The organism is Marinobacter sp. ST-43, assembly GCF_030541085.1.
Lineage (GTDB): Bacteria > Pseudomonadota > Gammaproteobacteria > Pseudomonadales > Oleiphilaceae > Marinobacter > Marinobacter nauticus.
Window position 1 is genome coordinate 594,527 of sequence record NZ_JASSVO010000001.1, and the last position, 25,338, is coordinate 619,864.

27 protein-coding genes and 1 tRNA gene are annotated in these 25,338 nt (G+C 55.7%); 14 read left to right on the forward strand and 14 right to left on the reverse strand.

The features are described 5' to 3' along the window. Window positions 1–18 precede the first annotated feature (18 nt). From QPL98_RS02790 to QPL98_RS02805, 4 genes are all read left to right on the forward strand, one after another. Complete coding sequence (locus tag QPL98_RS02790) at window positions 19–468, forward strand: histidine phosphatase family protein (protein ID WP_022991229.1); 450 nt, start codon at window positions 19–21, stop codon at window positions 466–468. Between the two features lie 41 nt (window positions 469–509). Next, window positions 510–1,406: a radical SAM protein gene (locus tag QPL98_RS02795; RefSeq protein WP_153739887.1), complete on the forward strand. Its 897-nt coding sequence runs from the start codon at window positions 510–512 to the stop codon at window positions 1,404–1,406. A 14-nt stretch (window positions 1,407–1,420) separates the two neighbouring features. After that, window positions 1,421–1,987: a DUF1285 domain-containing protein gene (locus QPL98_RS02800; protein ID WP_153739886.1), complete on the forward strand. Its 567-nt coding sequence runs from the start codon at window positions 1,421–1,423 to the stop codon at window positions 1,985–1,987. Between the two features lie 201 nt (window positions 1,988–2,188). Continuing rightward, window positions 2,189–2,650: a peptidylprolyl isomerase gene (locus QPL98_RS02805; protein WP_011784960.1), complete on the forward strand. Its 462-nt coding sequence runs from the start codon at window positions 2,189–2,191 to the stop codon at window positions 2,648–2,650. A 122-nt stretch (window positions 2,651–2,772) separates the two neighbouring features. On the opposite strand, the gene QPL98_RS02810 is transcribed toward QPL98_RS02805, so the two are convergent. Then, entirely contained in the window at window positions 2,773–4,425 is a 1,653-nt protein-coding gene (locus QPL98_RS02810) for an electron transfer flavoprotein-ubiquinone oxidoreductase (RefSeq protein ID WP_022991232.1), read from the reverse strand. A gap of 318 nt (window positions 4,426–4,743) precedes the next feature. Between QPL98_RS02810 and QPL98_RS02815 the strand changes: the two genes are divergently transcribed. Then, a complete protein-coding gene (locus QPL98_RS02815) occupies window positions 4,744–5,493 on the forward strand; it encodes an electron transfer flavoprotein subunit beta/FixA family protein (RefSeq protein WP_011784958.1) in 750 nt (249 codons plus the stop codon). Further along, window positions 5,494–6,435 (forward strand): electron transfer flavoprotein subunit alpha/FixB family protein, encoded by a 942-nt coding sequence (locus QPL98_RS02820; protein WP_153739885.1) that lies wholly within the window; start codon window positions 5,494–5,496, stop codon window positions 6,433–6,435. Window positions 6,436–6,465: 30 nt separating this feature from the next. Here QPL98_RS02820 and QPL98_RS02825 read toward each other — a convergent pair whose 3' ends face one another. Further along, entirely contained in the window at window positions 6,466–6,921 is a 456-nt protein-coding gene (locus QPL98_RS02825; RefSeq protein WP_153739884.1) for a hypothetical protein, read from the reverse strand. Between the two features lie 24 nt (window positions 6,922–6,945). Then, window positions 6,946–7,275 (reverse strand): hypothetical protein, encoded by a 330-nt coding sequence (locus QPL98_RS02830; RefSeq protein ID WP_011784955.1) that lies wholly within the window; start codon window positions 7,273–7,275, stop codon window positions 6,946–6,948. 158 nt (window positions 7,276–7,433) lie between these two features. Between QPL98_RS02830 and QPL98_RS02835 the strand changes: the two genes are divergently transcribed. Then, window positions 7,434–8,675: a trans-acting enoyl reductase family protein gene (locus QPL98_RS02835; protein ID WP_153739883.1), complete on the forward strand. Its 1,242-nt coding sequence runs from the start codon at window positions 7,434–7,436 to the stop codon at window positions 8,673–8,675. On the opposite strand, the gene cydC is transcribed toward QPL98_RS02835, so the two are convergent. Genes cydC through QPL98_RS02855 form a run of 4 tightly spaced genes read right to left on the reverse strand, consistent with a single transcriptional unit; the run spans window position 8,676 to window position 14,405 of the window. Continuing rightward, window positions 8,676–10,295, reverse strand: coding sequence for a thiol reductant ABC exporter subunit CydC (gene cydC, locus QPL98_RS02840; protein ID WP_153739882.1), 1,620 nt, complete (start codon window positions 10,293–10,295; stop codon window positions 8,676–8,678). It abuts the gene before it with no gap. Continuing rightward, window positions 10,288–11,961 (reverse strand): thiol reductant ABC exporter subunit CydD, encoded by a 1,674-nt coding sequence (gene cydD / locus QPL98_RS02845; protein ID WP_153739881.1) that lies wholly within the window; start codon window positions 11,959–11,961, stop codon window positions 10,288–10,290. The genes cydC and cydD overlap by 8 nt, the downstream gene beginning before the upstream one ends. Further along, window positions 11,962–12,963, reverse strand: a complete 1,002-nt coding sequence (cydB, locus tag QPL98_RS02850) for a cytochrome d ubiquinol oxidase subunit II (RefSeq protein ID WP_014421447.1) — start codon at window positions 12,961–12,963, stop codon at window positions 11,962–11,964. A gap of 2 nt (window positions 12,964–12,965) precedes the next feature. Then, window positions 12,966–14,405 (reverse strand): cytochrome ubiquinol oxidase subunit I, encoded by a 1,440-nt coding sequence (locus QPL98_RS02855; RefSeq protein WP_153739880.1) that lies wholly within the window; start codon window positions 14,403–14,405, stop codon window positions 12,966–12,968. 184 nt (window positions 14,406–14,589) lie between these two features. On the opposite strand from QPL98_RS02855, the gene QPL98_RS02860 reads away from it, so the two are divergent. From QPL98_RS02860 to QPL98_RS02875, 4 genes are all read left to right on the forward strand, one after another. Continuing rightward, the gene (locus QPL98_RS02860) at window positions 14,590–15,219 is read left to right on the forward strand and encodes a class I SAM-dependent methyltransferase (protein ID WP_014421449.1); all 630 of its coding nucleotides are present in this window, start codon (window positions 14,590–14,592) and stop codon (window positions 15,217–15,219) included. Between the two features lie 89 nt (window positions 15,220–15,308). After that, a tRNA-Leu gene (locus QPL98_RS02865) sits at window positions 15,309–15,395 on the forward strand. A 281-nt stretch (window positions 15,396–15,676) separates the two neighbouring features. Continuing rightward, complete coding sequence (locus QPL98_RS02870; protein WP_153739879.1) at window positions 15,677–16,354, forward strand: SLATT domain-containing protein; 678 nt, start codon at window positions 15,677–15,679, stop codon at window positions 16,352–16,354. Continuing rightward, the gene (locus tag QPL98_RS02875) at window positions 16,351–17,682 is read left to right on the forward strand and encodes a reverse transcriptase domain-containing protein (protein ID WP_153739878.1); all 1,332 of its coding nucleotides are present in this window, start codon (window positions 16,351–16,353) and stop codon (window positions 17,680–17,682) included. The genes QPL98_RS02870 and QPL98_RS02875 overlap by 4 nt, the downstream gene beginning before the upstream one ends. Window positions 17,683–17,980: 298 nt before the next feature. On the opposite strand, the gene QPL98_RS02880 is transcribed toward QPL98_RS02875, so the two are convergent. Both QPL98_RS02880 and QPL98_RS02885 read right to left on the reverse strand, forming a co-directional pair. After that, window positions 17,981–18,706, reverse strand: a complete 726-nt coding sequence (locus QPL98_RS02880; RefSeq protein WP_153740050.1) for a THxN family PEP-CTERM protein — start codon at window positions 18,704–18,706, stop codon at window positions 17,981–17,983. A 195-nt stretch (window positions 18,707–18,901) separates the two neighbouring features. Beyond that, window positions 18,902–19,051: a hypothetical protein gene (locus QPL98_RS02885; RefSeq protein ID WP_303292655.1), complete on the reverse strand. Its 150-nt coding sequence runs from the start codon at window positions 19,049–19,051 to the stop codon at window positions 18,902–18,904. A 148-nt stretch (window positions 19,052–19,199) separates the two neighbouring features. On the opposite strand from QPL98_RS02885, the gene QPL98_RS02890 reads away from it, so the two are divergent. Continuing rightward, the gene (locus QPL98_RS02890; protein WP_303292656.1) at window positions 19,200–19,991 is read left to right on the forward strand and encodes an enoyl-CoA hydratase; all 792 of its coding nucleotides are present in this window, start codon (window positions 19,200–19,202) and stop codon (window positions 19,989–19,991) included. On the opposite strand, the gene QPL98_RS02895 is transcribed toward QPL98_RS02890, so the two are convergent. The 3 genes from QPL98_RS02895 to QPL98_RS02905 are packed head-to-tail and all read right to left on the reverse strand — an operon-like array spanning window position 19,992 to window position 22,198. After that, entirely contained in the window at window positions 19,992–20,486 is a 495-nt protein-coding gene (locus tag QPL98_RS02895; RefSeq protein WP_011784941.1) for a DUF192 domain-containing protein, read from the reverse strand. It abuts the gene before it with no gap. Next, entirely contained in the window at window positions 20,483–21,244 is a 762-nt protein-coding gene (locus QPL98_RS02900) for an ABC transporter permease (protein WP_011784940.1), read from the reverse strand. The genes QPL98_RS02895 and QPL98_RS02900 overlap by 4 nt, the downstream gene beginning before the upstream one ends. Before the next feature lie 33 nt (window positions 21,245–21,277). Continuing rightward, the gene (locus QPL98_RS02905; protein ID WP_023010274.1) at window positions 21,278–22,198 is read right to left on the reverse strand and encodes an ABC transporter ATP-binding protein; all 921 of its coding nucleotides are present in this window, start codon (window positions 22,196–22,198) and stop codon (window positions 21,278–21,280) included. 163 nt (window positions 22,199–22,361) lie between these two features. Here QPL98_RS02905 and QPL98_RS02910 point away from each other — a divergent pair, with 163 nt between their 5' ends. Together QPL98_RS02910 and QPL98_RS02915 are read left to right on the forward strand one after the other, a co-directional pair. Next, window positions 22,362–22,781 carry a hypothetical protein gene (locus tag QPL98_RS02910; RefSeq protein WP_278350618.1) on the forward strand — a complete coding sequence of 140 codons (420 nt, stop codon included), beginning with the start codon at window positions 22,362–22,364 and terminating at the stop codon, window positions 22,779–22,781. Between the two features lie 40 nt (window positions 22,782–22,821). Further along, the gene (locus QPL98_RS02915; RefSeq protein ID WP_041654698.1) at window positions 22,822–23,118 is read left to right on the forward strand and encodes a hypothetical protein; all 297 of its coding nucleotides are present in this window, start codon (window positions 22,822–22,824) and stop codon (window positions 23,116–23,118) included. On the opposite strand, the gene QPL98_RS02920 is transcribed toward QPL98_RS02915, so the two are convergent. Together QPL98_RS02920 and QPL98_RS02925 are read right to left on the reverse strand one after the other, a co-directional pair. Beyond that, complete coding sequence (locus QPL98_RS02920; protein WP_141066953.1) at window positions 23,111–23,710, reverse strand: hypothetical protein; 600 nt, start codon at window positions 23,708–23,710, stop codon at window positions 23,111–23,113. The two genes, QPL98_RS02915 and QPL98_RS02920, sit on opposite strands and share 8 nt — an antisense overlap. 145 nt (window positions 23,711–23,855) lie before the next feature. Continuing rightward, entirely contained in the window at window positions 23,856–25,322 is a 1,467-nt protein-coding gene (locus tag QPL98_RS02925) for an ABC transporter permease (protein ID WP_114434084.1), read from the reverse strand. Window positions 25,323–25,338: the final 16 nt, after the last annotated feature.

A 25,338-nucleotide genomic window follows, 5' to 3' on the forward strand; every position in this document is an offset into this window, starting at 1 on the left:
ATCCGGAAGGAGAGGCACGTGCATCTGATTGTTATGCGCCATGGTGAGGCCGGCTGGCATTCGCTGGATCAGGAGCGTGAGCTGACCGAGGCGGGTCGCCGCGGCGTGGCAGCCGTGGCGGCCCAAATTGCCTCTTCCCCGTGGCGTCCCGCCCAGATCTGGTCCAGCCCCTATGTTCGGGCCCGGCAAACCGCCGCGATTGTGGCGGAAGTGCTGAATTGCCCGGTCCAGGAAAAAGCCTTTATCACACCCGATGACGACCCTGGCCGTTGTCTGGATGAGCTTCTGGACAACCAGGTTTCACCATTGATGCTGGTTTCCCACATGCCATTTGTGGGCAGCTTCTCCACTCTGTTGGTGGATGGCCATCGGCAGGGCATTCCCTTTATGACGTCTCAGGCTGTACTGCTGGATATGCCTGTAGTGGGGCCAGGCTGCGCCGACTTGAAAGCCCAGTTTCTGCCCTGATCTCATCAGTACATCACTCATTTCTGATACTGAACGAACCTATGTACAGTTTTCCCATTGATTACATTGAGCCGGTCTTCCGGCCGCCCAGCGAGGCCAAATCGCTGATTCTGCCGGTGACTAATGGCTGTTCCTGGAACCAGTGCACCTTCTGTGAGATGTATACTCAGCCCCAGAAGAAATTCCGGGCTCGAAAGCCCGAAGACATCAGGGCAGACATCGAGAAAGCAGCAGCGGCATTTGGCGACGTGCGCCGGGTTTTCCTGGCCGATGGAGATGCCATGGTGCTGCCCACCCGGCGCTTGCTGGAAATAATCGCTGACTTGAAGCGAGCTTTTCCCGGCCTGGAACGCGTTTCCAGCTACTGCCTGCCACGAAACCTGGCGAAAAAATCGGTTGAAGAGTTGGCGCAGCTCCGGGAAGCCGGCCTGAAAATCCTCTATGTGGGCATGGAATCCGGCGACGACGAGATTCTTCGGCGCGTTAACAAAGGTGAAACCTGGGAATCCACCCGGTCGGCCCTGGTGAAGATCCGGGAAGCGGGCCTGGTGAGCTCGGTGATGGTGCTCAATGGTCTGGGTGGTGAAGCTCTGTCATGGCAGCATGCCATTAACACCGCCGCACTCTGCAATGAAACCCAGCCCGATTACCTGTCGACCCTTGTGGTCAGCTTCCCGCAGGGTGAAGAGCGATTCCGCGAGGGCTTCGGGGCAGATTTCGTGCCCCTGGGCCAGCAGGCCCTGTTCGAGGAAATACGTTTGTTCCTGGAACACCTGGAACTGGATAACACTATTTTCCGCAGCGATCACGCCTCCAATTACCTCGTGCTCAAAGGTACATTGGGCCGCGATAAAGATCGCCTGCTGCAGCAGGTAAACATGGCCATTACCCAGCCCGGCGCCGTGCCTTTGCGGGAAGAATGGATGCGTGGGCTCTGATCAGGGAGAAAACGATGAACCGGACACCCGATGACATTGCCAAATCCCTCGAGGACGCTGGCAAGAGCAGGGATCTGCCACCGCTGGATAAATGGCACCCCGAACTTTCCGGCGATATGGATCTGGTGATCACCCGCGATGGCCAGTGGGTCTTCAAAGGTGAGCCCATCGCCCGGGAGGCCACGGTAAAGCTGTTCTCTACCATTCTCAGGCGGGAAAGCGATGGCGAGTACTACCTGGTTACGCCGGTCGAGAAATGGCGTATCCAGGTTGAGGACGCACCACTGCTGGCCCATGGTCTGGAGGTGAAAGGCGAGGGCGCAGAGCAGGTTATCACCCTGGCCACCAACATGGACGAAACCCTGGAGATTGGTGAGCAGCACCCGTTACATGTGGGTTCCTACTCCGAGACTGGCGAACCTCGGCCAGTTATTCAGGTGCGCCACGGCGTTGAAGCCCGGCTGGTTACCTCGGCGTTCTATGACCTCGCCGAGCTGGCCGAGGAAACGGAAGCGGCGGGAAAAACCGTGTACGGGGTGCTTAGTCACGGAAAATTCTGGGAAATCGGGCAGGACGGTTGAAAAGCGCCTGACCACCCCAATGAATAAGGTAGAAAACGCAGTCTGTCACTTGTTAAACTGTGGTTTCTTTCTTGTTATCGAGCCTGGCTCTCTAACGAGGCCCGGTGGTCGTTAGTCCCTCTGTGCAGTCTGGCTGTTCACGATCACTTTCGATTGCCTACAATCTAAATACACAGTCATTGCGACACGCAAGGAGATCACATGGCCCAACCTCGTGTTGTCACCATCCATTACACGCTCACTAACGACCAGGGAGAGCAACTCGATTCCTCCCGCGTAGAAGGCCGTGAGCCACTGGCGTATCTGGAAGGTGCACAGAACATCATCGGCGGACTGGAAAGTGCGCTGACCGAGAAGAACGCTGGCGACCAGGTTAAAGTTTCCGTAGAGCCAGCTGAAGGCTACGGTGAAGTAAACGAAGAGCTCATCCAGCCGGTTCCGCGCTCTGCTTTCGAGGGCGTAGACACCATCGAGCCAGGCATGCAGTTCCAGGCACAGACTCCGGGCGGCCCCCAGGTCGTTCGCGTGGTAGAAGTTGGCGACGAAACCGTTACCATCGATGCCAACCACCCGCTGGCGGGCCAGACTCTGCACTTCGACGTTGAAGTGGTAGAAACCCGCGAAGCAACCGACGAAGAGCAAGAGCACGGCCACGTGCACTGATATGCCTTCTGATGGTTGATCAGAAAACGGCACCTTCGGGGGCCGTTTTTTTATGGCCGGAATAATCTGCGAGCATAAAAAAACCGGGGCAAGCCCCGGTTTTCTGAAACAGTGATCGTGGATCACATGTTCGGGTAGTTCGGACCACCGCCGCCTTCCGGCGTTACCCAGGTGATGTTCTGGGCAGGATCCTTGATGTCACAGGTCTTGCAGTGAACACAGTTCTGGGCGTTGATCTGGAACTTCTTGCCGCTGCCATCGTCTTTCTCAACCACTTCGTATACGCCGGCCGGGCAGTAACGCTGCGCTGGCTCGTCGTACTTCGGCAGGTTTTCTTTCAGCGGAATTTCCGGGTCGGTCAGCTTCAGGTGAACCGGCTGATCTTCCTCATGGTTGGTGTTGGAAATGAACACCGAGGACAGACGGTCAAACGTCAGCTTGTTATCCGGCTTCGGATAGTCGATCTTCTTGCACTCAGACGCCGGCTTCAGAGTGGCGTAGTCCGGAGTCGTGTCGTGGAAGGTGATAGGCAGGCTGCCGCGCAGAATGTTTTGCTCGAAGAATGCGATGGCACCGCCGACGATATTGCCGAACTTGTGCATGGCCGGGCCAAAGTTACGCTCGGCGTATAGCTCCTTGTACAGCCAGCTGTCTTCGAAACGCTTCTGGAAGCTGGTGATTTCCTCACCGGATTTACCTTCCTTCAGGGCCTCGAATACGGCTTCAGCGCCCAACAGGCCGGATTTCATGGCGGTGTGGGAACCTTTGATCTTGGAGCTGTTCAGGGTGCCGGCATCACAACCCAGCAGCAGGCCGCCCGGGAAGCTCATCTTGGGCAGGGCGTTGTAGCCACCCTTGGCGATCGCACGGGCGCCGTAGGCAACACGCTTGCCGCCTTCCAGATACTTCTTGATTTCCGGATGGTACTTGAGACGCTGGAACTCCTCGAACGGGCTCAGGTGCGGGTTGCTGTAGGAAAGATCGGTGATCAGACCAACATAAACCTGACCGTTTTCCAGGTGATACAGGAAAGAGCCGCCGGTAGAGCCGGATTCATTCAGCGGCCAGCCAGTGGTGTGAACAACCAGGCCGGGCTCGTGTTTGGCCGGGTCGATGTCCCACAGCTCTTTGATGCCGATGCCGTAGTGTTGCGGATCCTTGCCTTCGTCCAGCTTGAAGTCATTGATCAGGCGTTTGCCCAGATGACCACGACAGCCCTCAGTAAACAGTGTGTACTTGGCGCGCAGTTCCATACCCGGCATATAGCCGTCTTTCTCGGAACCGTCACGGGCAACGCCCATATCACCGGTGATAATGCCTTTTACCTGACCATCTTCAACGATGGTTTCTGAAGCGGCAAAGCCCGGATACACTTCAACACCCAGCTGTTCGGCCTGCTCAGCCAGCCAGCGGCACAGGTTGCCCAGGCTGATGATGTAGTTGCCGTGGTTGTGCATGTTCTTGGGCACAAAGGCATTGGGTACTTTGGTGGCCTTTTCCTGATTCTTCAGCAGGAAAATGTCATCCCGGGTAACCGGGGTGTTCAGGGGGGCGCCTTTCTCTTTCCAGTCCGGGAAGAGTTCGTTCAGGGCCGTGGGCTCGAATACGGTGCCGGCGAGGATGTGCGCGCCGATCTCAGAACCTTTTTCAACCACACAAACGGTTAGTTCTTCGCCGGCTTCCTGCGCCAGTTGCATGACGCGGCAGGCTGCCGACAGGCCCGCAGGGCCGCCGCCGACGATCAGAACATCAAATTCCATCGATTCGCGTTCCACGTTGGTCTCCTCAAACAGCTTTTAATGGATATTGTTTGCCCGCAGGCCTCATCAGGGGCGCCATCATACCGGTAAAAATGCGTATGGACGACAGCCCAAAACCGCTCAAAACGGCTATTTGTCCCGAAAGGATAACGCATTTGAAGAATCAAACAAACGTTTGTTTGAAATCTGCACTAACCTTTGGCATTGTACGTATACACCGAAATATCGTGTGTTTTGAGTCGATTTTTAGTATCGTCTCATTGTCAGGTCGGGTCAACCCGGTCCTTTGACTGTGAAGACTCATTAAACCCATCGTAGAAGAACGAGGAATCTATGAAGGTTCTGGTCGCTGTAAAACGAGTTATCGACTACAACGTGAAGGTGCGCGTCAAGCCGGACAACACCGGCGTTGATCTCGCCAACGTCAAGATGGCAATGAACCCGTTCTGCGAAATCGCAGTTGAAGAAGCGGTTCGTCTGAAAGAGAAGGGCGTTGCCAGTGAAATCGTTGTTGTATCCATTGGCCCGAAGGCTTCTCAGGAGCAGATCCGTACTGCCCTGGCTCTGGGTGCTGACCGCGGTATCCACATCGAGACTGACGAAGAAGTTCAGTCCCTCGAAGCGGCCAAGCTGCTGAAGGCTGTTGTTGAGAAAGAAGAGCCCAAGCTGGTTATTCTTGGCAAGCAGTCCATCGATTCCGACAACAACCAGACTGGCCAGATGCTGGCTGCTCTGACTGGCATGGGCCAGGGCACCTTCGCCTCTGAAGTGGTTGTTGACGGTGACAAGGTTAACGTAACCCGCGAAGTAGACGGCGGTCTGATGACAGTTGCTCTGAACCTGCCGGCGGTTGTTACCACAGACCTGCGTCTGAACGAGCCGCGCTACGCTTCTCTGCCGAACATCATGAAAGCCAAGAAAAAGCCGCTGGACTCCATGTCTCCGGCTGACCTGGGCGTTGACGTTGCCGCTCGCCTGTCCACCCTGAAAGTCGAAGCCCCGGCTGCACGCCAGGCTGGTATCAAGGTGGCTGACGTAGCTGAGCTGGTGGATAAACTGAAGAACGAAGCGAAGGTGATCTAAATGAGCATCCTGGTAATTGCTGAACACGACAACAGCAGCCTGAAACAGGCTACTCTGAACGTTGTAGCGGCTGCCAAGGCCATCGGTGGCGACATCGACGTGCTGGTTGCCGGTGAGAACGTAGGCGCCGTCGCTGAAGCCGCTGCCAAGGCAGAAGGCGTGAACAAGGTACTGGTTGCAGACAACGCCGCGTACGGTCATTTCCTGGGTGAGAACCTGGGCGAGCTGGTTGCTGAAGTAGGCAAGGGCTACAGCCACATCCTGACTTCTGCCGGTACCACCGGTAAAGACTTCATGCCGCGCGTTGCTGCGCTGCTGGACGTTGCCCAGGTTTCTGACATTATCCGCGTTGAATCCGAAGACACCTTCGTGCGTCCGATCTACGCTGGTAACGCCATCGCGACCGTCAAGGCAAGCGACAGCATCAAGGTTGTGACGGTTCGTCCGACCGCCTTCGACCCGGTAGCCGCTGAAGGTGGTTCTGCCTCTGTTGAGCAGCTGGACGTGGTAAAAGACGCCGGCCTGTCTTCCTTCGTTGGTGAAGAGAAAGCCCAGTCTGATCGTCCGGACCTCGCCTCTGCCGGTATCGTTATCTCCGGTGGCCGTGGCATGCAGAACGGCGACAACTTCAAGATGCTGGAGCAGGTTGCTGATCTGCTGGGCGCTGCGGTTGGTGCTTCCCGTGCCGCCGTTGACGCCGGCTTCGTGCCGAACGACATGCAGGTTGGTCAGACCGGTAAGATTGTTGCTCCGCAGCTGTACGTTGCGGTTGGTATCTCCGGTGCCATCCAGCACCTGGCGGGTATGTCTGATTCCAAGGTGATCGTTGCGATCAACAAGGACGAAGAAGCCCCGATCTTCCAGGTGGCCGACTACGGCCTGGTTGCAGACCTGTTCGAAGCAGTTCCGCAGCTGGAAGAGGAACTGAAGAAAGTACTGTAACTTTCTGAAGTTTCAATAAAAGAAGGCGCCTCAGGGCGCCTTCTTTGTTTTTGAGACAATGCGCTTTTCCGCTTTGCCGATAATCAGCGTATCGGCAAGGATATGCAGTGCCCGGTTAGAGGTTCTCACCGCTTTGTACACCTGCTCGCTCTTCTGGTGGTGGGATTGCTTTATCCGGCGGGCGCTGTCCCGGAACTCATCGTCCCGGGAAAACAGGTCAATCAGGCCAAACGTGGTGTTGGCGATGGCTTTGTGGACTTTCTCGACTGCGGTCGCGCCGCCGGACACCGTTTCTTCCAGCAACCGGGCGCGGTTGCGAACCTCCATCAGGTCCATCCGGCTTTTCTGAATAGCGCTCAGGGCACCTATTCGATGGGCATTCAGGATTCTCAGGTCGCGCCGGTTACCATTGGACAGCCGGAATGCAGCGAACGACAGTATTGCGCTGCCGGCCAGACACATCAGGCTAACGATCAGTAACAGCATGGCAGGGCTCCTGTTGCTCTTGTACTAGCGATACTCAATGTGCATATCTACCTCAATGTCCCGCTCGTCCAGCTCCCGCTCCAGCTCTTTCATCACTTCCTGATAGACCATTTTCCGGGTCATTACTGGTAGGCGGTCGGCCAGCACCCGTCCGGTGCGGGATTCGCGTTTGGCCAAGGCGATCGGATCCCGTACCCGTAACGTAAGCACCAGCTCAGGATCCTGATGTGTGTCGCTGATATCCTCGCTTTCCAGCATTTGCTTGATCATCTTTCGCTGCTCAAGCACTTGCCAGACCAGCAGGGCGCTGAAAGCCAGAAGAAACAGGCTGATAATAATCAGAAAGACGCTCAAAGGGGCTCTCCTCCTTCAATGACTGGGCAGAGTGTGCCGCAGTCCACAGGACAAACGATTGGCCGGCCCGACGCCGGTTCACGAGTTCACGGGAAAGTAGCACCACAGAATAAACCTGTTACCATCCATTCATACATTCGTTTGAACAAGGACAGACCATGACAGACACCACCGCTGCGAACTATGACCTTGTCGTGTTCGGTGCCACCAGTTTTGTCGGCCAGATTCTGGCTCGCTACCTTCTGGAAAACTATGGTGCAGACAAGGAGGTCAAATGGGCCATTGCCGGCCGCTCCGAAGGAAAGCTGAACCAGCTCAAGTCGGATCTGGGGGCAGGCGCCGCATCACTACCGGTAATTCTGGCGGATGCAGCAGACGAGCCTGCGCTGCGCGATCTGTGCGGCCAGACGCGAGTGGTCATCTCAACCGTGGGCCCTTACGCTCTTTTCGGCGAAACTCTGGTAAAAGTCTGCGCAGAGACAGGTACGGACTATTGCGACCTCACTGGTGAAGTACAATGGATCCGTCGGATGATTGAGCGGTACGAGGCCAAGGCTAAAGAAAGCGGTGCACGGATTGTGCATTGCTGCGGCTTTGACTCGATTCCTTCCGATATGGGCGTTTGGTTCCTGCAGCAGCAATCGGAAGCAACCTTTGGCAAACCCTGCCAGGACGTGCGCATGAGGGTGAAAGTCGCCAAGGGCGGCCTTTCTGGCGGCACGGTGGCTTCCATGATCAACGTGGCCAAGGAAGCCGGAGCCGACCCCAAGTTGCGCAAGGAACTGGCCAATCCGTTCTCCATCTGCCCGCCGGAGCATCGCTCCGAGAAACGCCAGCCCAGCCTGAAATCTGCTGAGTTTGACAAGAACTTCAACGCCTGGCTGGCCCCGTTTGTGATGGGGGCCATCAACACCCGTGTGGTGCACCGCTCCAATGCGTTGCAGGGTGCCCGCTACGGCAAAGAGTTCACCTACGACGAAGCCATCATGACGGGCAAGGGCACCAAAGGCCGCCTGACCGCTTACGGTATGGTGGGTGCGCTGGGTGCGTTCTTCACCGCGTCCGCCATCAAGCCAACACGTTGGGTGGTGGAAAAGCTGGTACCCAAGCCCGGGGAGGGCCCAAGCCCGGACGATCAGGAGAAAGGTTTCTACGACCTGCGTTTCGTGGGCAAAACCACCGATGGCAAGACCATGATCACCAAGGTGACGGGCGATCGCGACCCGGGTTACGGCTCGACATCAAAAATGCTTGGTGAAGCCGGTCTGTGTCTGGCCTTTGATGTGAAAGAGGACGTCAAAGGTGGCTTCTGGACACCGGCCTCGGCGCTCGATGGCAAATTGCTCGAGCGCCTGCAGGCTAATGCCGGTCTGACGTTTGAAGTGGTCGAAACCCGCTGATCAACCCAGGTGCAGAATGCGGTCGGAGGCCAGCAGGGCGTCCGGCCCATGGCCGAGACACACCACGGTTCGCCCCAGCAGCCAGCGGCTGATCTGGGGCGAGATCCGGGTGCGGGTTGCCTCGTCCACACCGGTGAAAGGTTCATCCAGGATCACCACCGGCGCCCGGCTCAGCAAAACCCGCGCAAGTACCAATCGCCGGGCCTCCCCGCCAGACAACCGGTTGCCGGCACTGCCCAGCCAGGTATCCAGGCCTTCGGCTTCCTGAGCAAAGCGTTCCGCCAGTTCCACCAGTTCCAGTACCCGCCACAAATCGCCGTCCTCGGCGTAGGGGTTCGCCAACTGAAGGTTCGCTTTCACGGTGTCTTCAAACACCACGGTCGCTTGCGTGAGGTAGGCGCAGGGCAGGGAATGACGTTCTCCCCGGCATGGCTCTGCCAGCCCGGCCAGGGTATCTGCCAGGGTGGATTTGCCACTGCCGGAGACGCCAACGATACCCACGGTGTCGCCCGGGCGAAGCGTCAGCGTGAAGTGGCTGAGTAAGGGCGAATAACCCGCGTAACCCACGGTGATATCGCAGGCCTGAAGAGAGAAGCCCTCCGGCAGTTCGCCAGCAGAACCAGCGGGTGATGCCGCGGCCCTTTCCAGACCGTGGTCGGAGTTCAGGCGGCGCGCAGCAGCACGAGTCGCTCCCAGTTTGCCAAAGGCATCCGGGAGCATGGCGTAGACTTCGGCCAGGCCCAGCAGGGCAATGGGCAGGAGAACCAGTACCGGGCCGCTCAGAGTGCCTTGCTCGAACAGGCGGAAGCCCAGCCACAAGGCTGCCACCGCCGCGACATTGATCAGCAGATGAGAGCCAGCCTGATGCCAGCCGGTTCGGCTGTCGATCCGGGCCTGATCCCTGGAAAGTTCTACGCTTCGACGCATCAGCCGGGCTGTGTGCTTACCCGTGCGGCCAGCGGCGGTAAGTTCCGCAAAGCCTTCAAGATGCTCAACCAGTTCGCCTCGCAGGCTTTCCTGCTGATCGCTCAACTGTCCGGAGGCAGCGTAAGTTCGTAGATACACCAGCCAGGTGGACAGGAGGAACGAAAGCGACAGAATCACCACCAGAATCAGCGCCACAACACCATCAAACAGTAACCACGCCATTGCGGCAAGCAGCAGGGTAACCACGGCTGCCAGGGCGGCGGGGGCAATCAGCCTGAGATAAAGCGTGTCCAGCGCATCGACATCGGCTGTGAGCCGGGAAAGCCACTGCGCGCCGGAACGGGAACTGCGCTCTGTTCGTGGCCGGGCCGCCAATCGGTCAAACAGGGCCACCCGAATATCGGTGAGTAGCTGCAGTACCGTGTTGTGGTTGTACACGCGTTCCAGATACCGGAACACCGTTCGGGACACCGCAAAAAAACGGATACCACCGCCCGGCACATAAAGATTGATGTAGGCCTGTATCCCTGCCGCCAGCAACAGGCCAACCAGCGCGGTTTCGGTCAGAAACCAGCCAGACAACGCTAGCAGACCGATACCGGAAAGCAGGGTGCCCAGTAGCAAGCCGGCACCAACCGTAAGGCGACTTTTGCGACGGAAAATCAGCGCCAGCCAGGGCTTCAGTTCAGGCATCGCGCACCTCGCCGTCATTCACTATCAATACGCGGTCTGCCAATGTCAGCAGCGCCTGATGATGGGTGGAGAACGCCAGTGTTTTGCCGGATTCGCTGAGTTTGTGCAGGGCCTCCAGAATGAACACCTCGCTGGTGGCATCCAGCCCGGCCGTCGGTTCATCCAGCAGAATCAGGGGATAGTCCGCCAGGAAGATACGGGCCAGGCTTAAACGGCGGGCCTGACCACCGGACAGCCCCAGACCATCCTCGGCAATGCGGCTGTGAATGCCGTCAGCCCGGCTGTCCACCAGCTCACCCAGGCCCACCTGTCGTAATGCATAGTCGATGGCAATATCCGTCGCATCGGGGGTGGTTAGCCGAAGGTTTTCGGCCCAGGTGCCCTGAATCCAGAAGCCCCGCTGGCCAAGCCATCCGAACGGCTGATTGCCCGGAGCCTCGCCGAATACTGACACAGCCCCTGCCTCTGACTGAATAAAGCCAGCCAGCAGATGCAAAAGGGTCGATTTGCCTCCACCAGAGGGTCCGGTAAGGGCGATCACCTGACCGGCCTTGATGCGGATATCCAGGTTATCGAAGATGACCGGGCCCTCGCCGTAACGGAGCGTGACCCCGGAGATCTGAATGCCTTGATTGCTAATGCTGTTGTCTGGCCGGATCGGCTCTGCGTTGTCGACAGACTGTTCCAGCCGGGCCAGAATCTCGGCACCGGCCCCCAGGGCGGCCGCCCGGTCGTGATAGTGCTGGGATAGCGTGCGCAAGGGCTGAAAGAACTCCGGGGCCAGCAGCAGGATAAGCAATCCGCTGAACAGCGTGAGTTCGTCGCTTGGGCCAAATTCGATATAACCCAGCAATCCGAAGCCGATATAGATGGCCAATACCGCAATCGCCACAGAGGCAAAGAATTCCAGTACCGCTGACGATAAAAATGCCACTTTCAGCGTTGTCATGGTGATCTTGCGGTACTGGTCGGAACGGGCTTCCAGCGTGCGGCTGGCCGCCTCGGTTTGCCCGAACAGTTGAAGCGTCGTCAGCCCTCGAACCTTATCCAGAAACTGGCCGGACAACCGGCTGACCGTTTCGAAATGCTGCTGGTTCAGCTTTTCTGCGCCCATGCCCACCAGGGCCATAAACAGCGGAATCAGCGGAGCAGAAAGCACCAGGAAAATACCCGCCAGCCAGTCCAGCCAGAACACCAGAACGAGGATGGCCAGGGGAATCACCACAGACAGAGTCATCTGCGGCAGAAAACGGGCGAAATAGCCGTGCAGCGCCTCCACGTGGTCCAGCCACTCGCGGGCCAGGGACGCAGCGGACGTATCCGCCAGATTAACCGGACCGGTGGCTTTCCAGTGATGATGCAGTTGCCGGCGGGCATCGCGCCGCACCTGCTCGCTGCAGCGGGCTGCAAAGCGGGTTTGCAGCCCCTGGCCTGCGGCCCGAATCACCAGAACCGCAAGCAGGGCCAGAAATACGGGCGTGAGTTCGGAAACCGGCGTTTTTTCAATCACACCCCGGTGAATCAGCCAGGCCAGCAACACCATTTGTACGATGGTCGCCAGCCCGGCAAGAACACCGGCCAGAACGGTTGCGGTGATCCAGCGCTGGCTGTTGCGGGCCAGACCCGATAGCCAGGCGCGGACCTTTAACCGGGCCGGATCCGCCACTCAGTGGTACCCTTCGCCTGCACGCACCTTGCCGCGGAATACCCAGTAGGTCCAGGCGGTGTAGGCCAGAACAATGGGAATGACGAACAGCAGGCCGAGCAGCAGGAACAGCTGGGACTCATAAGCGGAAGCCGCATCCCACAGGGTGTAGTTGGGCGGAACCACATACGGCCACTTGCTCACCACAAGTCCGAGGTAGGTAGTGATGAACAGGCCCATGGTGGCGACGAATGGCATACCTTCAAACCGGTTGCGTACCGAACGCCAGATCTGGAAAGCACACAGCAGGGTCAGGGCCGGCAGAATCCAGATCACGCTCAGATTGGAGAACCAGCGCTCCCGCACCATGTCGTCAACAAAGGGCGTCCATACGCTGATAATGCCAAACACCACCAACACGGCAATCAGCAGTGGTGCACTTACCCGGTAGGCCCACTCTTGCAGGCGCCCTTCAGTTTTCATAATCAGCCAGGTAGAACCCAGCAGGGCATAACCGGCCAGCATCCCCAGGCCTGTCAGCACGGTGAACGGGGTCAGCCAGTCCAGCGCGCCGCCAACGTAGGCGCCATTCACGGTATTGAAACCCTGGATGTAAGCCCCGACCACAGCACCCTGAGCGAATGCGGCAATGGTAGAGCCACCGGCAAACGACCAGTTCCACAGGTACCTTGAGGTACGAGCCTTGAATCGGAATTCAAACGCCACACCCCGGAAGATGAGCCCTGCCAGCAGCAGGAACACGCCAATGTAGAGTGCCGGCAGGAAGATGGAATACACCATCGGGAAGGCGGCCAACAGGCCGGCTCCGCCCAGCACCAGCCAGGTTTCGTTGCCGTCCCAGACCGGAGCCACCGAATTCATCATGGTGTCCCGGTCCTCTTCCGACGGAGCGAACGGGAACAGGATACCCACGCCCAGGTCAAAGCCGTCCATCAGCACATACATGATGATGCCGAAGCCGATAATGAATGCCCAGATGAGGGCGAGATCAAACAGTTCCATGGTCAGTGCCCTCCTTCGTTAGCCGGTTTTGCCTGATGAACGCCGTGTGAGCCAGATTCAATCTCGAACGGCACATGGGCCGCAGAGAGCGGACGGGCAGGGCGATCAGAGGCGTGCTCTTCGTCGTCAGCATCTTCAAGACCAACGTAAAGCACCCGCATGAGGTAATACACGCCGGCACTGAACACCAGGGCATAGACAACGATATAGCCGATCAACGTGAACAGCGCCATGCCGCCGGTAAGCGAGGGCGTTACCGATTCGGCCTGGGTCATCATGCCGTACACCAGCCAGGGTGCCCGGCCTACCTCGGTCACAAACCAGCCGGTAAGCACGGCAAAGAAGGGCGCGATACTCATAAAGCGCATCCCCTGAAGATACCAGCGGGTCTTGTAAAGCCGGCCACCCGCGCGCAGAAACAGGCCTGCGAGCGCAAACAGAATCATCAGGACACCAATGCCGACCATGATCCGGAAGGACCAGAACACAATCGCCACCGGTGGTTGCTCTTCGACCGCCACTTCATTCAGACCCGGCACTTCGCCATCCCACTCGTGGGTAAGAATCAGGCTGGCCAGGCTGGGAATGCCAATCTCGAAATGGTTGGTCTGGTTTTCCTGGTCGGGAATGGCAAACAGCAACAGCGGCACATTGCGGGAGGTTTCCCAGTTGCCTTCCATAGCCGCGACTTTGGTGGGCTGATGTTCCAGAGTATTCAGTCCATGGAAGTCACCTACAACCGCCTGGGCCGGGGCAATGAACAGCAGCAACCAGAGGCACATGGAGAGTGCCTTGCGATTGGCTTCCACCTCACGCCCCCGCAACAGATACCAGGCACTGACACCCGCCACCACAAATCCACCGGTAAGGAAGGACGCCAGGGCCATGTGCATAAAGCGATACGGGAAGGACGGGTTGAAGATAGCCTCGCTCCAGGAGACCACATGGAACACGCCCTCACGGAATTCGACACCGGCCGGTGTCTGCATCCAACTGTTGGCTGCGAGAATCCAGAAGGACGAGATAAAGGTGCCGGTGGCGACCATGATGGCGGCGAACAGATGAACGCCGGCGGGTACCTTGTCGCGGCCAAACAGCAGCACCCCCAGGAACGCCGCCTCCAGGAAGAATGCGGTGATCACCTCATAACTCAGGATGGGGCCGAGGAAGTTGGCCGAGGCCTGAGAGAACGCGCTCCAGTTGGTACCGAACTGGAATGACATCACAATGCCCGAGACCACGCCCATGCCAAAGACCACAGCGAAGACCTTGGTCCAGAAGCTCGACAGTTTGGTCCACACCGGATTACGGGTTTTGAAGGCGAGGCCCTCAAGTACCGCGATGTAGGAGGCTAGCCCGATGGTAAACACCGGAAAAATGGCGTGAAATGACACCACAAACGCGAACTGGATTCGCGATAGGATGAGAGGATCTAGTTCCATAGGAACCTCCGGTAACTCGCACAAGTCATAACAAACGGGTCAGCGAACCCGTTCAGCCGCTGCCATAGTTTATTTTGTTATGTTGTTATTACCGGCAGATGATTACGATGCTACGCAAATCGTAGCAGATTTCGATAGGGCAGTTTGTCGCACCCCTTGATATAAAACAATTATGGTGAGCCAGATGAGCTTTTACGAGGAACGAATTCTCCCCCACATCATAGACAAGGCCTGTTCCATGGGCCAGGTGATGAAGCTGCGCAGCCAGGTGGTTCCGCAGGCCCGGGGCCGGGTACTGGAAGTGGGCATGGGCTCTGGCATCAATCTGGAGTTCTACAACCAGGACCAGGTTGAGCTGGTTTACGGCCTGGAACCCTCAGAAGGCATGCGCCGAAAAGCGCTACCCAACCTGCAACGTTCCCCCATAAAAGTAGAGTGGCTGGATCTGCCGGGGGAGAAAATACCCCTGGAGGACAACAGCGTGGACACCGTGCTGCTGACCTTCACCCTATGCACCATCCCTGACTGGCACGCCGCGCTGCAGCAAATGAAACGCGTACTCAGGCCGGGTGGCAATCTGTTGTTCCTGGAGCATGGCGAATCCCCCCACGATGGCACCCGCAAATGGCAACATCGAATCACACCTGGCTGGCGCAAGCTGGCCGGTGGCTGCCACCTGAACCGCCATATAGCGGACCTGATCAGGGAAGCGGGTTTCGAAATCCTGGAGCTGGAAAACCTCTACATCCCCAAAGCGCCCAAAATCGCGGGTTACATCTACAAGGGCAGGGCGATCAAGCCGGTGGCGGCATAGAAAGCGTATTGAAGAGCCGCCGGGAAACAGAATTGCGTTACGCCACCGGCCCTTATACAATTCCGCCCTTCAAGAATCTCCCCTCCGATGCCCGGATGGTGAAATTGGTAGACACAAGAGACTTAAAATCTCTCGGCCGCAAGGCCGTGCCGGTTCGATTCCGGCTCCGGGCACCAAATAAAACAAAGCGTTATGAGGGGGGGATGCTGTATGGACTCAAAGTCCCTTTGTAGACTGTTGGTAGAGCGTTCGAGTTCTGTTGCACCCCCAAGCGTTAGTTAGTAGGATCATGCTTCCTAGGGTGCACCTCTGGTGCTTGCACTGTGAGGCGTCCACTTAGTGGGTGAAACTAATCTAGAGGAGTTTTACTCCTAGCTTTGCTAGCCCGTATTGCGGGCGTTACCTTATGATGACTTAAAACTGCACCCTAGGACCTTATAATTTAGATAGGGATCTCATGACGTTATCAGATAATATCTGGTGGACAAGGAAAGCCAGGATTCAAACCGAAAAGCGTCTTCTTTCGAATTCATTTCAAGCGCAAATTCTACTTCTCTGGTACTCTTTTTTCTCTGTTTTTGCTGCCATCTACTATCTCCAAGTAGAGAGGCCCGATGCTCTTGTAAATGTTGGCTGGATCGCTTTTTCTATTCTGACTTTAACTGTATCGGGGTTCATTAACGGCCTTAGCTTCAAAGAGAGGGCTGCGCTAGTCAAAGAGTGCTACGAAACATTGAACGGCATTTATATACAGGCCAGGATCGTGGAAAAAGCACCTGGTTTCAGTAGAGGCCAGAATCCAGAGTCTGATCGGATGAAGCCTGGTTGTCCGGAAGGAGCGCAAACAACTCAGGATGAGAGTGAGGACGGAAGGGAAACCGCCAATCACAAATCAATAGAATCGATTGGGAGAGAGTTCCAACAAGTTCTTAAAGTTTGCGAAAATCACACCGATAGTGATTTCAGAGCTGCATTGTGCGAAGCCCATCTTACTGAGCCCCGTGAAAGGCTTACAAAACACCCGACTCAATATACTTGGCTTGTGTTTTGGCTGGAGCGGCTGGCCCGCGTTGTTCTTTTTTCTTTGTACGTCCTCCTTCCAGTCGGCATTTTCGTTGGAATCGGTTTGCTATGACAGTTAGGGCCGAATTTGATCAATATTTTGATAAAGAGTACTTAGAGAAAATCTATCATAATCGAGTTATTGTTTCCGGTGCCACAGGGATAGACAATCTAAGTCAACGTCACTTTTGGGGGATCCAAAAGGATCAGATTGACGTGATTGTCAGGAAAGTACTTTCCGGGAATTATGAGTTTACAAAGTATAAGCAAAAACTTGCTAGCAAGGGTGCAGGGAAAGTTCCTCGGGAAATTTCAATACCTACTATACGCGACAGGATAGTTCTAAGAGCCTTGTGTGATTTTTTAACAGATCACTTTAAGGATCTTGTCGAGTTTCAGCTTCCTCAGAATGTTATAAAAGATGTTAAGTCAGCTCGTTCTGATGCCTCATATACACACTTTATTAAGCTCGACGTCCAGAATTTTTACCCAAGCGTTCCGCATAGTATATTTAAAATTAAACTCAGACATCTTATAGCAGATAAAGAAATAAGAAATTTGGTTTATAAGGCTATAAAAACTCCTACAGTTTCGCGCCCTTCTAAATCTGATAAATTGACTAAAGCTGGTATTCCGCAGGGGTTGGCAATTTCTAATGTTTTGGCTGCAATATTTTTGGCTGACTTGGATCGGAAATACCGGCGAGATTCAAGGATCAAATTCTATCGGTATGTAGATGATATTTTGGTTTTTTCGCCAGAGGAGAAGGTAGAGAGCGTAACTTCGAATATAATATCGGACTTCTCACGTCTGGGCCTTAAAGTACACGACCCCAAAGTTTCGCCTGAAAAATCTAGAATAGGAAAGTTGACTGATGAGTTCGACTATTTGGGTTACTCTTTTAGAAATAATTTAATTACGGTTAGATCTGGGTCAATTGAGAAACTTAGAGAGTCCATTGTCTCTATTTTTACCTCATATCGATACTCTAAGAATAGGAACGAGAAGTTCTTGGAGTGGCGCCTAAATATGCGAATCACCGGTTGCATTTTTGAGAATAAATGCATGGGGTGGCTCTTCTTTTTTTCTGAGATTAACGATAAAGAACTCCTTCATTCTCTTGATAATTTCATAATGAAGCTAGCAAGGCGATTCAATGTTGTTATTAATCCAAAGCGCTTTGCACGGTCGTTTTATGAAATAAATCACAAAAGATATACGAGCAAATACATTCCGAATTTTGACGAATATACTGACCTTCAAAAGAAAGAAGTTTTAGTAAGCTACTTTCAAAAAACCGGTGTGGAAAGTATGACCCCTGATGAATTGGATCTTGAGTTTCGTAGAAGGATAAGTAAACAGGTTAAGGACTTACTTCAAGATGTTCAGAATTTTTCATGATATCTGCTTTAAGGGGTTCGTGCAGTAATTGACAGAATTCCAAGGTGGCGGGCATATCTCGGCCCCTAGTTATACAAGCATACGGTATCGCTGGGAAATGTGGGTGTTGTCGGAGTTAGTTGAAGGCAGTCAGGAAAGGACAGTCTGGGATTAACCATTTCAGCGTCGGCATTCTTCAATGCCAAGTCTTGAACAAAACCATTGACTGATCACAGTTAGGTAATTTTCATTAATATAACTCGAATTAAAGAAACCGCGCCCGTTTCCAGCCGCGATTTCCTAATCGTTTGCGTGGCTATCAAGCAGCCTTAGCCATCCGCTTCCTTACACCAAATCCCAGCAGGCCCAGGCCCAGCAAGGCGAGGGTAGAGGGTTCCGGTACGGAAACCGGACGTGAGGTAATCACACCTTTTAGTGTGGCAGCGTTATCGTTCTGTTCCTTGGTCCAGAATTCACTAGCCAATGCCCCGTTGTAGAAAAAGCCTGAGATATCTACAAAGTAGTTAACGCCATCGATCAGGAAGGAGTCAGAGGCGCCGACGTTAAGCGCGAATGTGACCCGGTCTCCACAGCCGTTGGCATTCAATCCGGGAATCGAGTTGTTTGGGCAAGGTCCCGCATTCGGGGTTTCCCAATGCTCGAACTCAAACACGGAGTAAATGGTTTCTGCCATTCCGTCGATGGTCAGGTTGGTTTCGACGGTCAGTTGGGCAGTATTCAGTGACGGTTCGAAGATGGGCCAGTTGTAGTGGGTGAAGGTACCCAGGTTGAAGTCAACGTTCTCATTGACGTTGACGGCTGGGGGCGCTGAGCCGTCGAAACGGTAACCACTCTGCTGTCCTCCGAAAATGGCCGGTGTTCCCCAACGGATTTCATTGGTTCCACCACCCGATACGGCCGGGCTTACGGGATTGGTGGCGGTCCAGATTCCGCTAACACCGGTTAGCTGAATCACCGCGGCCTGGGCGGAGCCTGCGGCAAACAGGGCCACGGCGGCGCTGGCGATCAATAGTTTCTTATTCATTGGTGACACTCCCTGTGGGCTTCGTCATTTGTTTACCGTCGCTCGAAGGTGTAATCCCTGAGCTCCGAGAGACAATCAGCAACGGGAATGCCTGATTTTAAAAATCGTCCGTTTAACAATATGAAAGGAGTGTCACCTTTATGATTGAGCGATCTTTGATCAGTCGCATTGTAAAAAAACGGACATACACAGGGCTTAACGATCCGGGTTGTCCTGTTCCGGCAGGGGCTCAATGCTGTTGATGTCGCCGGTGGGGGCGGCCGGTTCATCCTTGATAATCACGACGATACCGCCAACGATAATGGCAAGACCAACAATGGCTTTGAGCAACGTTGAGCGAGACATGCATCACCTCCTGTGTCGGGTACATGTTATTACCCTGAGGGCGTTTCGCGGCATTGCAACCATACGCCGAAGGTCGGTTCGACAGAGACGGCGGCGTTGGGAATACTGACACAAAGAAATCACCGATAAAAACCAAGGGGAGTGTTGTATGACGGCGGCATCTGATGAATTGGTGCGACTGCACGCTGAAAACGGTGTGGCCACAGTAACCCTGAATCAGCCGGAGCGGCGTAACAATCTTTCAATGGCCCTGCTGGAAGCGCTTTCAGAGGTGCTTGAGCAGATTGCCGGGGACGGTAATGTGCGCGTAGTGGTACTTGCCGCTGCCGGCAAGGTGTTCTGTGCCGGACACGATCTTCGTGAAATGCGCGAGCAGTTCGACAGCCACGATTTCCAGTTGCGGCTTTTCAGGCAATGCAGCAAGGTGATGCAGCAGATTGTGAACCTGCCAAAACCGGTGATTGCCCGGGTTGCTGGCGTAGCGACGGCGGCAGGCTGTCAGCTGGTTGCCAGTTGCGACCTGGCAGTGGCCGAGAAGGGTGCCCGTTTTGCTACGCCAGGTGTGAACATTGGCCTTTTCTGTTCAACGCCCATGGTGGCTCTGTCCCGCAATGTCAGCCGCAAGCATGCCATGGAGATGCTCTTGACCGGTGAGTTGATTGATGCGGCCCGGGCAGAACAGATCGGGCTGATTAATCGAGCGGTCGAGCCGGAAGCTCTGGATGAGACCGTGTACGGCATGGCAACCACCATCGCAGCAAAGTCCGGGCATACCCTGAAAATTGGTAAAGAGGCGTTCTACAAGCAGCTGGAAATGCCGCTGGCCCATGCCTATGACTACACGGCGAATGTGATGGCGGAAAACATGCAAGCGAACGATGCCCGGGAGGGTATTTCTGCGTTTCTGGATAAGCGGGACCCAGACTGGCAACACAAGTAATCAGCGGTTGCAGAAGGCCGGCTGGTCTCGGACCAGTCGGTCTCCTGCTTCGATTTGCCGGCTGTTGAAATAACCCGCGTTCATTTCCACGGCGCGCCAGTAGGAGACGCCTGCGGGGTAGCTGGGGCAATCGTTGCTACGAGATGATGCACAAGGGTGCATCTGGCGAATGCTGACGATCACTCCCTCGTTGTCCAGAAAGGCAATATCCAGCGGTAGAAGGGTCTGGTACATCCAGAAGCCTTGCTCCGGGCTTCTCTCATAATCGTAGATGAACAGCATGCCGGCGTTTTCTGCCAGAGCTTCCCGGCCCATGAGGCCTTTCTGTCGGTCTTTGCTGTCACTCGCCACTTCCAGCACCACTGGATGTCGCGCTGTCTCTGTGACGAAACAGGCCTGGGCCACCGGGAGGTGCCCGGAATCTTTGGCCCCTGCCGAGCCACAGCTTGCAAGCAGGGTACTCACAACCAGCAGGGAGAAAAAACGAGTCATCATGAACGCAGACGGTAGCCGGTTTTGAAGATCCACCAGACGGCGGTCATACACATGGTCAGGAATACCATGGTCATGCCTACACTAATGCCCACGTGCACATCGGAAACCCCATAGAAGGCCCACCGGAAGCCGCTGATCAGGTACACCACCGGATTAAAAAGGCTGATGGTTTGCCAGATCTCGGGCAGCATCTCGATGGAATAGAAGGTGCCGCCCAGGAACACCAGTGGCGTCACAATCATCATTGGCACAATCTGCAGCTTCTCGAAGCCATCCGCCCAGATACCGATGATGAAGCCGAACAGGCTGAAGGTCATGGCTGTAAGCACCAGGAACGAAAACATCCAGAAAGGATGGAGTATTGAGTAGTCAACGAACAGCTTCGCGGTGGCCAGAATGATCAGACCCAATATCACGGCCTTGGTGGTTGCGGCCCCCACATAACCCAGCACGATTTCCACGTAGGATACCGGCGCAGACAGCACTTCATAGATGGTACCGGAGAATTTCGGCATGTAGATGCCGAAGGAGGCGTTGGAGATGCTCTGCATCAGCAGTGACAGCATCACCAGGCCGGGAATGATGTAGGCCCCGTAGCTGATGTTGTCGATGTCGCCCATGCGGGATCCGATGGCCGAGCCGAATACCACAAAGTACAGGCAGGTGGAGATAACGGGCGACAGCACGCTTTGCATGACCGTGCGTTTCATGCGTGCCATCTCGAACTTGTAGATTGCTTTAACACCGTAAAGATTCATTGTTCTCTCCGTGCGGACCGTTCGGGCGGGTGGCTACTCGTGCACCAGGCCCACGAATATCTCTTCCAGGGAACTCTCCCGGGTTTGCAGATCACGGTACTCAATGTCCAGATCTCCCAGGGTGCGTAGCAGTCGGGCCACGCCGGCCTGTTGTTGCTGAGAGTCGAAGGTATAGATCAGCTCGTAGCCGTCTTCCGAAAGTTCGATTGGCTCCAGGGTGAGTTCCCCGGGCAGCTTATCCAGTTTTTGCTGAAGCTGCAGGCGAAGTTCTTTCTTGCCCAGCTTGGACATCAGGCGGTTCTTGTCTTCCACGAGAATGATCTCGCCCTGGCGGATAACGCCGATGCGGTCGGCCATTTCTTCCGCTTCTTCAATGTAGTGGGTGGTCAGAATGATGGTGGTGCCGTTCTCGCGGAGTTTGCGCACCATCTCCCACATGTCACGCCGTAGCTCGACATCCACTCCGGCGGTAGGTTCATCCAGGAACAGAATGCGCGGTTCGTGGGACAGCGCCTTGGCGATCATCACCCGGCGTTTCATACCGCCAGACAGTGACATGATGCGGTTGTTGCGCTTGTCCCAGAGGGAGAGGTCTTTCAGAACCTTTTCGATATGGGCAGGCCTGGGTGCCTTGCCGAACAGACCGCGACTGAAGGATACCGCATCCCAAACGGTTTCAAAGGAGTCGGTATTAAGCTCCTGCGGTACCAGGCCGATGGCCTCCCGGGCTTTGCGGTATTGCTTTACGATGTCGTGACCGGCGGCTTTTACCTCGCCATCGCTCTTGTTGACGATGCCGCAGATGATAGAGATCAGGGTAGTTTTACCAGCACCGTTGGGGCCGAGCAGCGCGAAGATCTCGCCGGGGTAGATTTCCAGGTTGACGTCTTTGAGGGCCTGGAAGCCATCTTCGTAGATCTTGTTCAGGTGCTTAACGGATATGTCCGGTTGCACGGGCGTGTCCTGTTCTGTTGATGGTAGACCAGAAAGCCGGACATTTTCTCATGCTGGCAGCAGTTTAGAAACCTTTGCTATGTCGGGAATTATCCCCATAATGCCGGTTTAAGATCTGGTTGTGAGGCAGGGTATGGTACGAACCATCATGGTTCCGGGTTTAGTGTTGGCTGCAATTGGGGCTCTGGCGTTTGGCCCACAGTGGCTGGAAACCGCCGGCACCGCTGAGGAACGGCCAGAATGCGACCTGCTTTCCCGCGCCTGCACCTGGGAGACCGACGAAGGCGCCTGGCGAGTGGAACTCAGCACGCTCGAAGAAGGCGATCAGGGCATGGAATACCGGCTGGCGATTACCGTACCGGAAGCGCCGGACCGCTTTCTGGCGGTATTAAGAGGGCAATCCATGTATATGGGCGAATATCCGGTGCCCATGGAGCGCCAGGAGCCCCTGAGCTATCAGGCAACCTTTACAGCTCCGTTTTGCACTACGGGTGCGGAGATGATCTGGCGCATTGACCTGCAGGATGGCCAGAAAGTATTGGAAAATGTGCCCTGGGCACTGGTGTTCCGGGCTGAGAAATAGTTAAATCCCGTCAAATTTCGATGACTTCCAGGGAACAGTGATGGATTACGGGGAAAGCGTTCAGAAGGTGCTATTGCGCAAAATCCGCAAGGCCGAGCAGGATCTCGTTCAGCTCAAGCTGGATTACTGTCGCTTCGTGTTCGGGCTGACCCACCGGGCTACGGTTTCAGCCAATGGCCAGTCCTGGGTAGTGCGGGCGGTGGATGTGGAGTCCATGGCTTACACCGATGATGGCGAATTCACCAAACCTGTAATTACCGGCTCACCTGCCAACGATGATTCCTGCCGGGAGACCGTTAACCTGGGCAGCGACTGGACTCTGGAAACCACTAAATAAACGCGTTACTGGTCACTGCCTCGTAGAGGCTCGAGTTGGCGGGCACATAATGGTTTGCTTGCCAGAATTCCGCACCTTCCAGCCCGGCACGGTAACAGGCCATCAGAACGCTGCTACCGGTAAGCGTCGAAATGGCCTGCAGCGCCTCCGGCTGCCGAATACCTGTCTTCCGGCTGACAATGCCCGCAACCATACCTGCCAGCGCCTCTGAGTGGCGAACGGGTTTCGGGCTCAGGGCGCAGCTGGCACCGTAGAGCCAGGCGGCAGCATAAGTACGAACCGCCTCTGGCGATTCTGACAGTACCAGGCCTTTCACCCGGCAATCCCGCTCCTGCAATCCCGCCAAAATGTGCAACTGGGTGAAGAGTTCAGTTCGATCCGGTGTCGTCATGCCCTTATAGTGACCCGCTTCTTTGCCCGAACTGGCGATCCTGCGCGCGGAACTCCTGGAATTATCGGCTTGCGGCTCGGCGCCTGCGACACCGGCCGGAACGAAGGATTCCATTCGGGACAGGGTAATCACCCGCGCGGCTAACAGTGCCAGCAGGGCAATCAGCCCCAGTTCTGTCATTGTGACCAATCCATTGACCATCGTGGTATTCCTCTGAAAGCGGAGCGACAAGCTGATTCATCGAGGTTATTGTAACGTTGTGTAACCGGCGGGACAGGGGGCAAAATCAGAAAATGGCACTGAAGCCCGGTTTAGCGTCGAAAAATGTGATGGCAGTCCCAGGGGATCAGCAGGTGGGCATGGTTTGAAGGGCCAGTTTGCGACGAATGAAACGGCCCAGGGCGTCGACACCGATGTTCAGCAGGGCGGTAATCAAAATCAGCACCATGGCACGATCAAAACGAATATTCTGAATGGCACTGTCGACGTAAAAGCCGAGAGTGTAGATACCAAGGATGCCCAGTATCGCCGTTTCGCGCATGATGATTTCCCAGCGGTAGAACAGGAATGCCAGAAATGAGCGGTAGATGCGGGGCACCAGTTCCCAGCTGTAGCGGGAAAAACCCACCGGAGCGTCCGGGCGCAGGTGAATGGTGTTGGTCTGCCGGCCAATCAGGTGGCCGATAATGCCACCGTTGTGCAGGGCCAGCGCCACCACGGCCGGCAGCATGGAAGGCCCCCACAGCTGTAGCAGAATATAAGCAAGAATGTATTCCGGTGTCGAACGGGCGATCACCAGAAACACATGCCCGGAGGTACGCCGCACAGGGCCACCGAAATGATTCGAGATCAGGGGGAAGGCCAGCAGGGACAGAATGCCGGTGGCCACCAGCGCTATCTGCGTCAATACCACGGTGTTCCAGATGCCTGGCAAAGCTTCCGTTATCATCACATCGGATAACCACGCCCAGATAGCCGCAAGCCCTTCGCCATCCCGGATCGGTGAAGGAATGATGTCCTCAGTAAAGAAGCGTTCCACGTTGCCCCAGACAATGGGTAGACCGTCCCCAAGAAAAAAAGGCGCTGCAAGAATATAGATCGGCAGTAGTTTGGGGCGAACCCATAAGGGCATGGTGGCTATCAGCACATAGAACAGAATCAGCATGGCGCCGGCATCTGAGTACAGACCCTGGGAGAATGAGGATTCCAGGTAGAAACCCAGAGTCGGGAGTCCCACAAAGCCCAGAATGGCAGAGGAACGCAGACCACACTCGAGCCGGTAGGCCGTATAGGTGCGCATCTGAACCCAGCAATCGGGGATACGGGCATACAGAAAGGCGGCAATGGATGAGGTACCCGGTGGCAGCAGACGGCCCGGTTCCGGGTCTGCCTCTTCCAGGATTTCCGAATAGACCTTGGCGAAGATGCCGGAATAGGGAATGGCAATGGCCAGCACACCCGTGAGCGGGTGGAAACCGAAAAACTGAAGAAAGATCAGCGCCCAGAACAGCTCATGGATGGCACGGATAAAGGCGCAGAAGATTCGTACTGGCAGAAAGCGGTACACCAGCGCCAGCAGGAAGCCGCAGATACTCCCGAGAGTTACGCCCACGAAGGCAAAAGCTACGGTCCGCAGCAGGGCAGTGAGCAAGCCTTCGGTGCTGAAAAAATTGGGTGTGGCCACGCCCAGAAAGAAGCGGCCAAGATCCTGCCAGGGGTTGGCTGTGGTAATGGCAATGTCCGCAACCAGCAGCCCGAGCAGCGCAACGGCAAGAAAAATAAAGCTGGCTCGTACGGTTGGGTAGGCGAACATGCTGAGAGTGGGTGCC

What these genes read in the sequence shown, in the direction of transcription:
- QPL98_RS02795 (WP_153739887.1), top strand. Translation starts at nt 510, where the DNA reads ATGTACAGTTTTCCCATTGATTACATTGAGCCGGTCTTCCGGCCGCCC.
- QPL98_RS02800 (WP_153739886.1), top strand. Translation starts at nt 1,421, where the DNA reads ATGAACCGGACACCCGATGACATTGCCAAATCCCTCGAGGACGCTGGC.
- QPL98_RS02805 (WP_011784960.1), top strand. Translation starts at nt 2,189, where the DNA reads ATGGCCCAACCTCGTGTTGTCACCATCCATTACACGCTCACTAACGAC.
- QPL98_RS02815 (WP_011784958.1), top strand. Translation starts at nt 4,744, where the DNA reads ATGAAGGTTCTGGTCGCTGTAAAACGAGTTATCGACTACAACGTGAAG.
- QPL98_RS02820 (WP_153739885.1), top strand. Translation starts at nt 5,494, where the DNA reads ATGAGCATCCTGGTAATTGCTGAACACGACAACAGCAGCCTGAAACAG.
- QPL98_RS02825 (WP_153739884.1), bottom strand. Translation starts at nt 6,921, where the DNA reads ATGCTGTTACTGATCGTTAGCCTGATGTGTCTGGCCGGCAGCGCAATA.
- QPL98_RS02835 (WP_153739883.1), top strand. Translation starts at nt 7,434, where the DNA reads ATGACAGACACCACCGCTGCGAACTATGACCTTGTCGTGTTCGGTGCC.
- cydC (WP_153739882.1), bottom strand. Translation starts at nt 10,295, where the DNA reads ATGCCTGAACTGAAGCCCTGGCTGGCGCTGATTTTCCGTCGCAAAAGT.
- cydB (WP_014421447.1), bottom strand. Translation starts at nt 12,963, where the DNA reads ATGGAACTGTTTGATCTCGCCCTCATCTGGGCATTCATTATCGGCTTC.
- QPL98_RS02855 (WP_153739880.1), bottom strand. Translation starts at nt 14,405, where the DNA reads ATGGAACTAGATCCTCTCATCCTATCGCGAATCCAGTTCGCGTTTGTG.
- QPL98_RS02860 (WP_014421449.1), top strand. Translation starts at nt 14,590, where the DNA reads ATGAGCTTTTACGAGGAACGAATTCTCCCCCACATCATAGACAAGGCC.
- QPL98_RS02870 (WP_153739879.1), top strand. Translation starts at nt 15,677, where the DNA reads ATGACGTTATCAGATAATATCTGGTGGACAAGGAAAGCCAGGATTCAA.
- QPL98_RS02875 (WP_153739878.1), top strand. Translation starts at nt 16,351, where the DNA reads ATGACAGTTAGGGCCGAATTTGATCAATATTTTGATAAAGAGTACTTA.
- QPL98_RS02880 (WP_153740050.1), bottom strand. Translation starts at nt 18,706, where the DNA reads ATGAATAAGAAACTATTGATCGCCAGCGCCGCCGTGGCCCTGTTTGCC.
- QPL98_RS02885 (WP_303292655.1), bottom strand. Translation starts at nt 19,051, where the DNA reads ATGTCTCGCTCAACGTTGCTCAAAGCCATTGTTGGTCTTGCCATTATC.
- QPL98_RS02890 (WP_303292656.1), top strand. Translation starts at nt 19,200, where the DNA reads ATGACGGCGGCATCTGATGAATTGGTGCGACTGCACGCTGAAAACGGT.
- QPL98_RS02895 (WP_011784941.1), bottom strand. Translation starts at nt 20,486, where the DNA reads ATGATGACTCGTTTTTTCTCCCTGCTGGTTGTGAGTACCCTGCTTGCA.
- QPL98_RS02900 (WP_011784940.1), bottom strand. Translation starts at nt 21,244, where the DNA reads ATGAATCTTTACGGTGTTAAAGCAATCTACAAGTTCGAGATGGCACGC.
- QPL98_RS02915 (WP_041654698.1), top strand. Translation starts at nt 22,822, where the DNA reads ATGGATTACGGGGAAAGCGTTCAGAAGGTGCTATTGCGCAAAATCCGC.
- QPL98_RS02920 (WP_141066953.1), bottom strand. Translation starts at nt 23,710, where the DNA reads ATGGTCAATGGATTGGTCACAATGACAGAACTGGGGCTGATTGCCCTG.
- QPL98_RS02925 (WP_114434084.1), bottom strand. Translation starts at nt 25,322, where the DNA reads ATGTTCGCCTACCCAACCGTACGAGCCAGCTTTATTTTTCTTGCCGTT.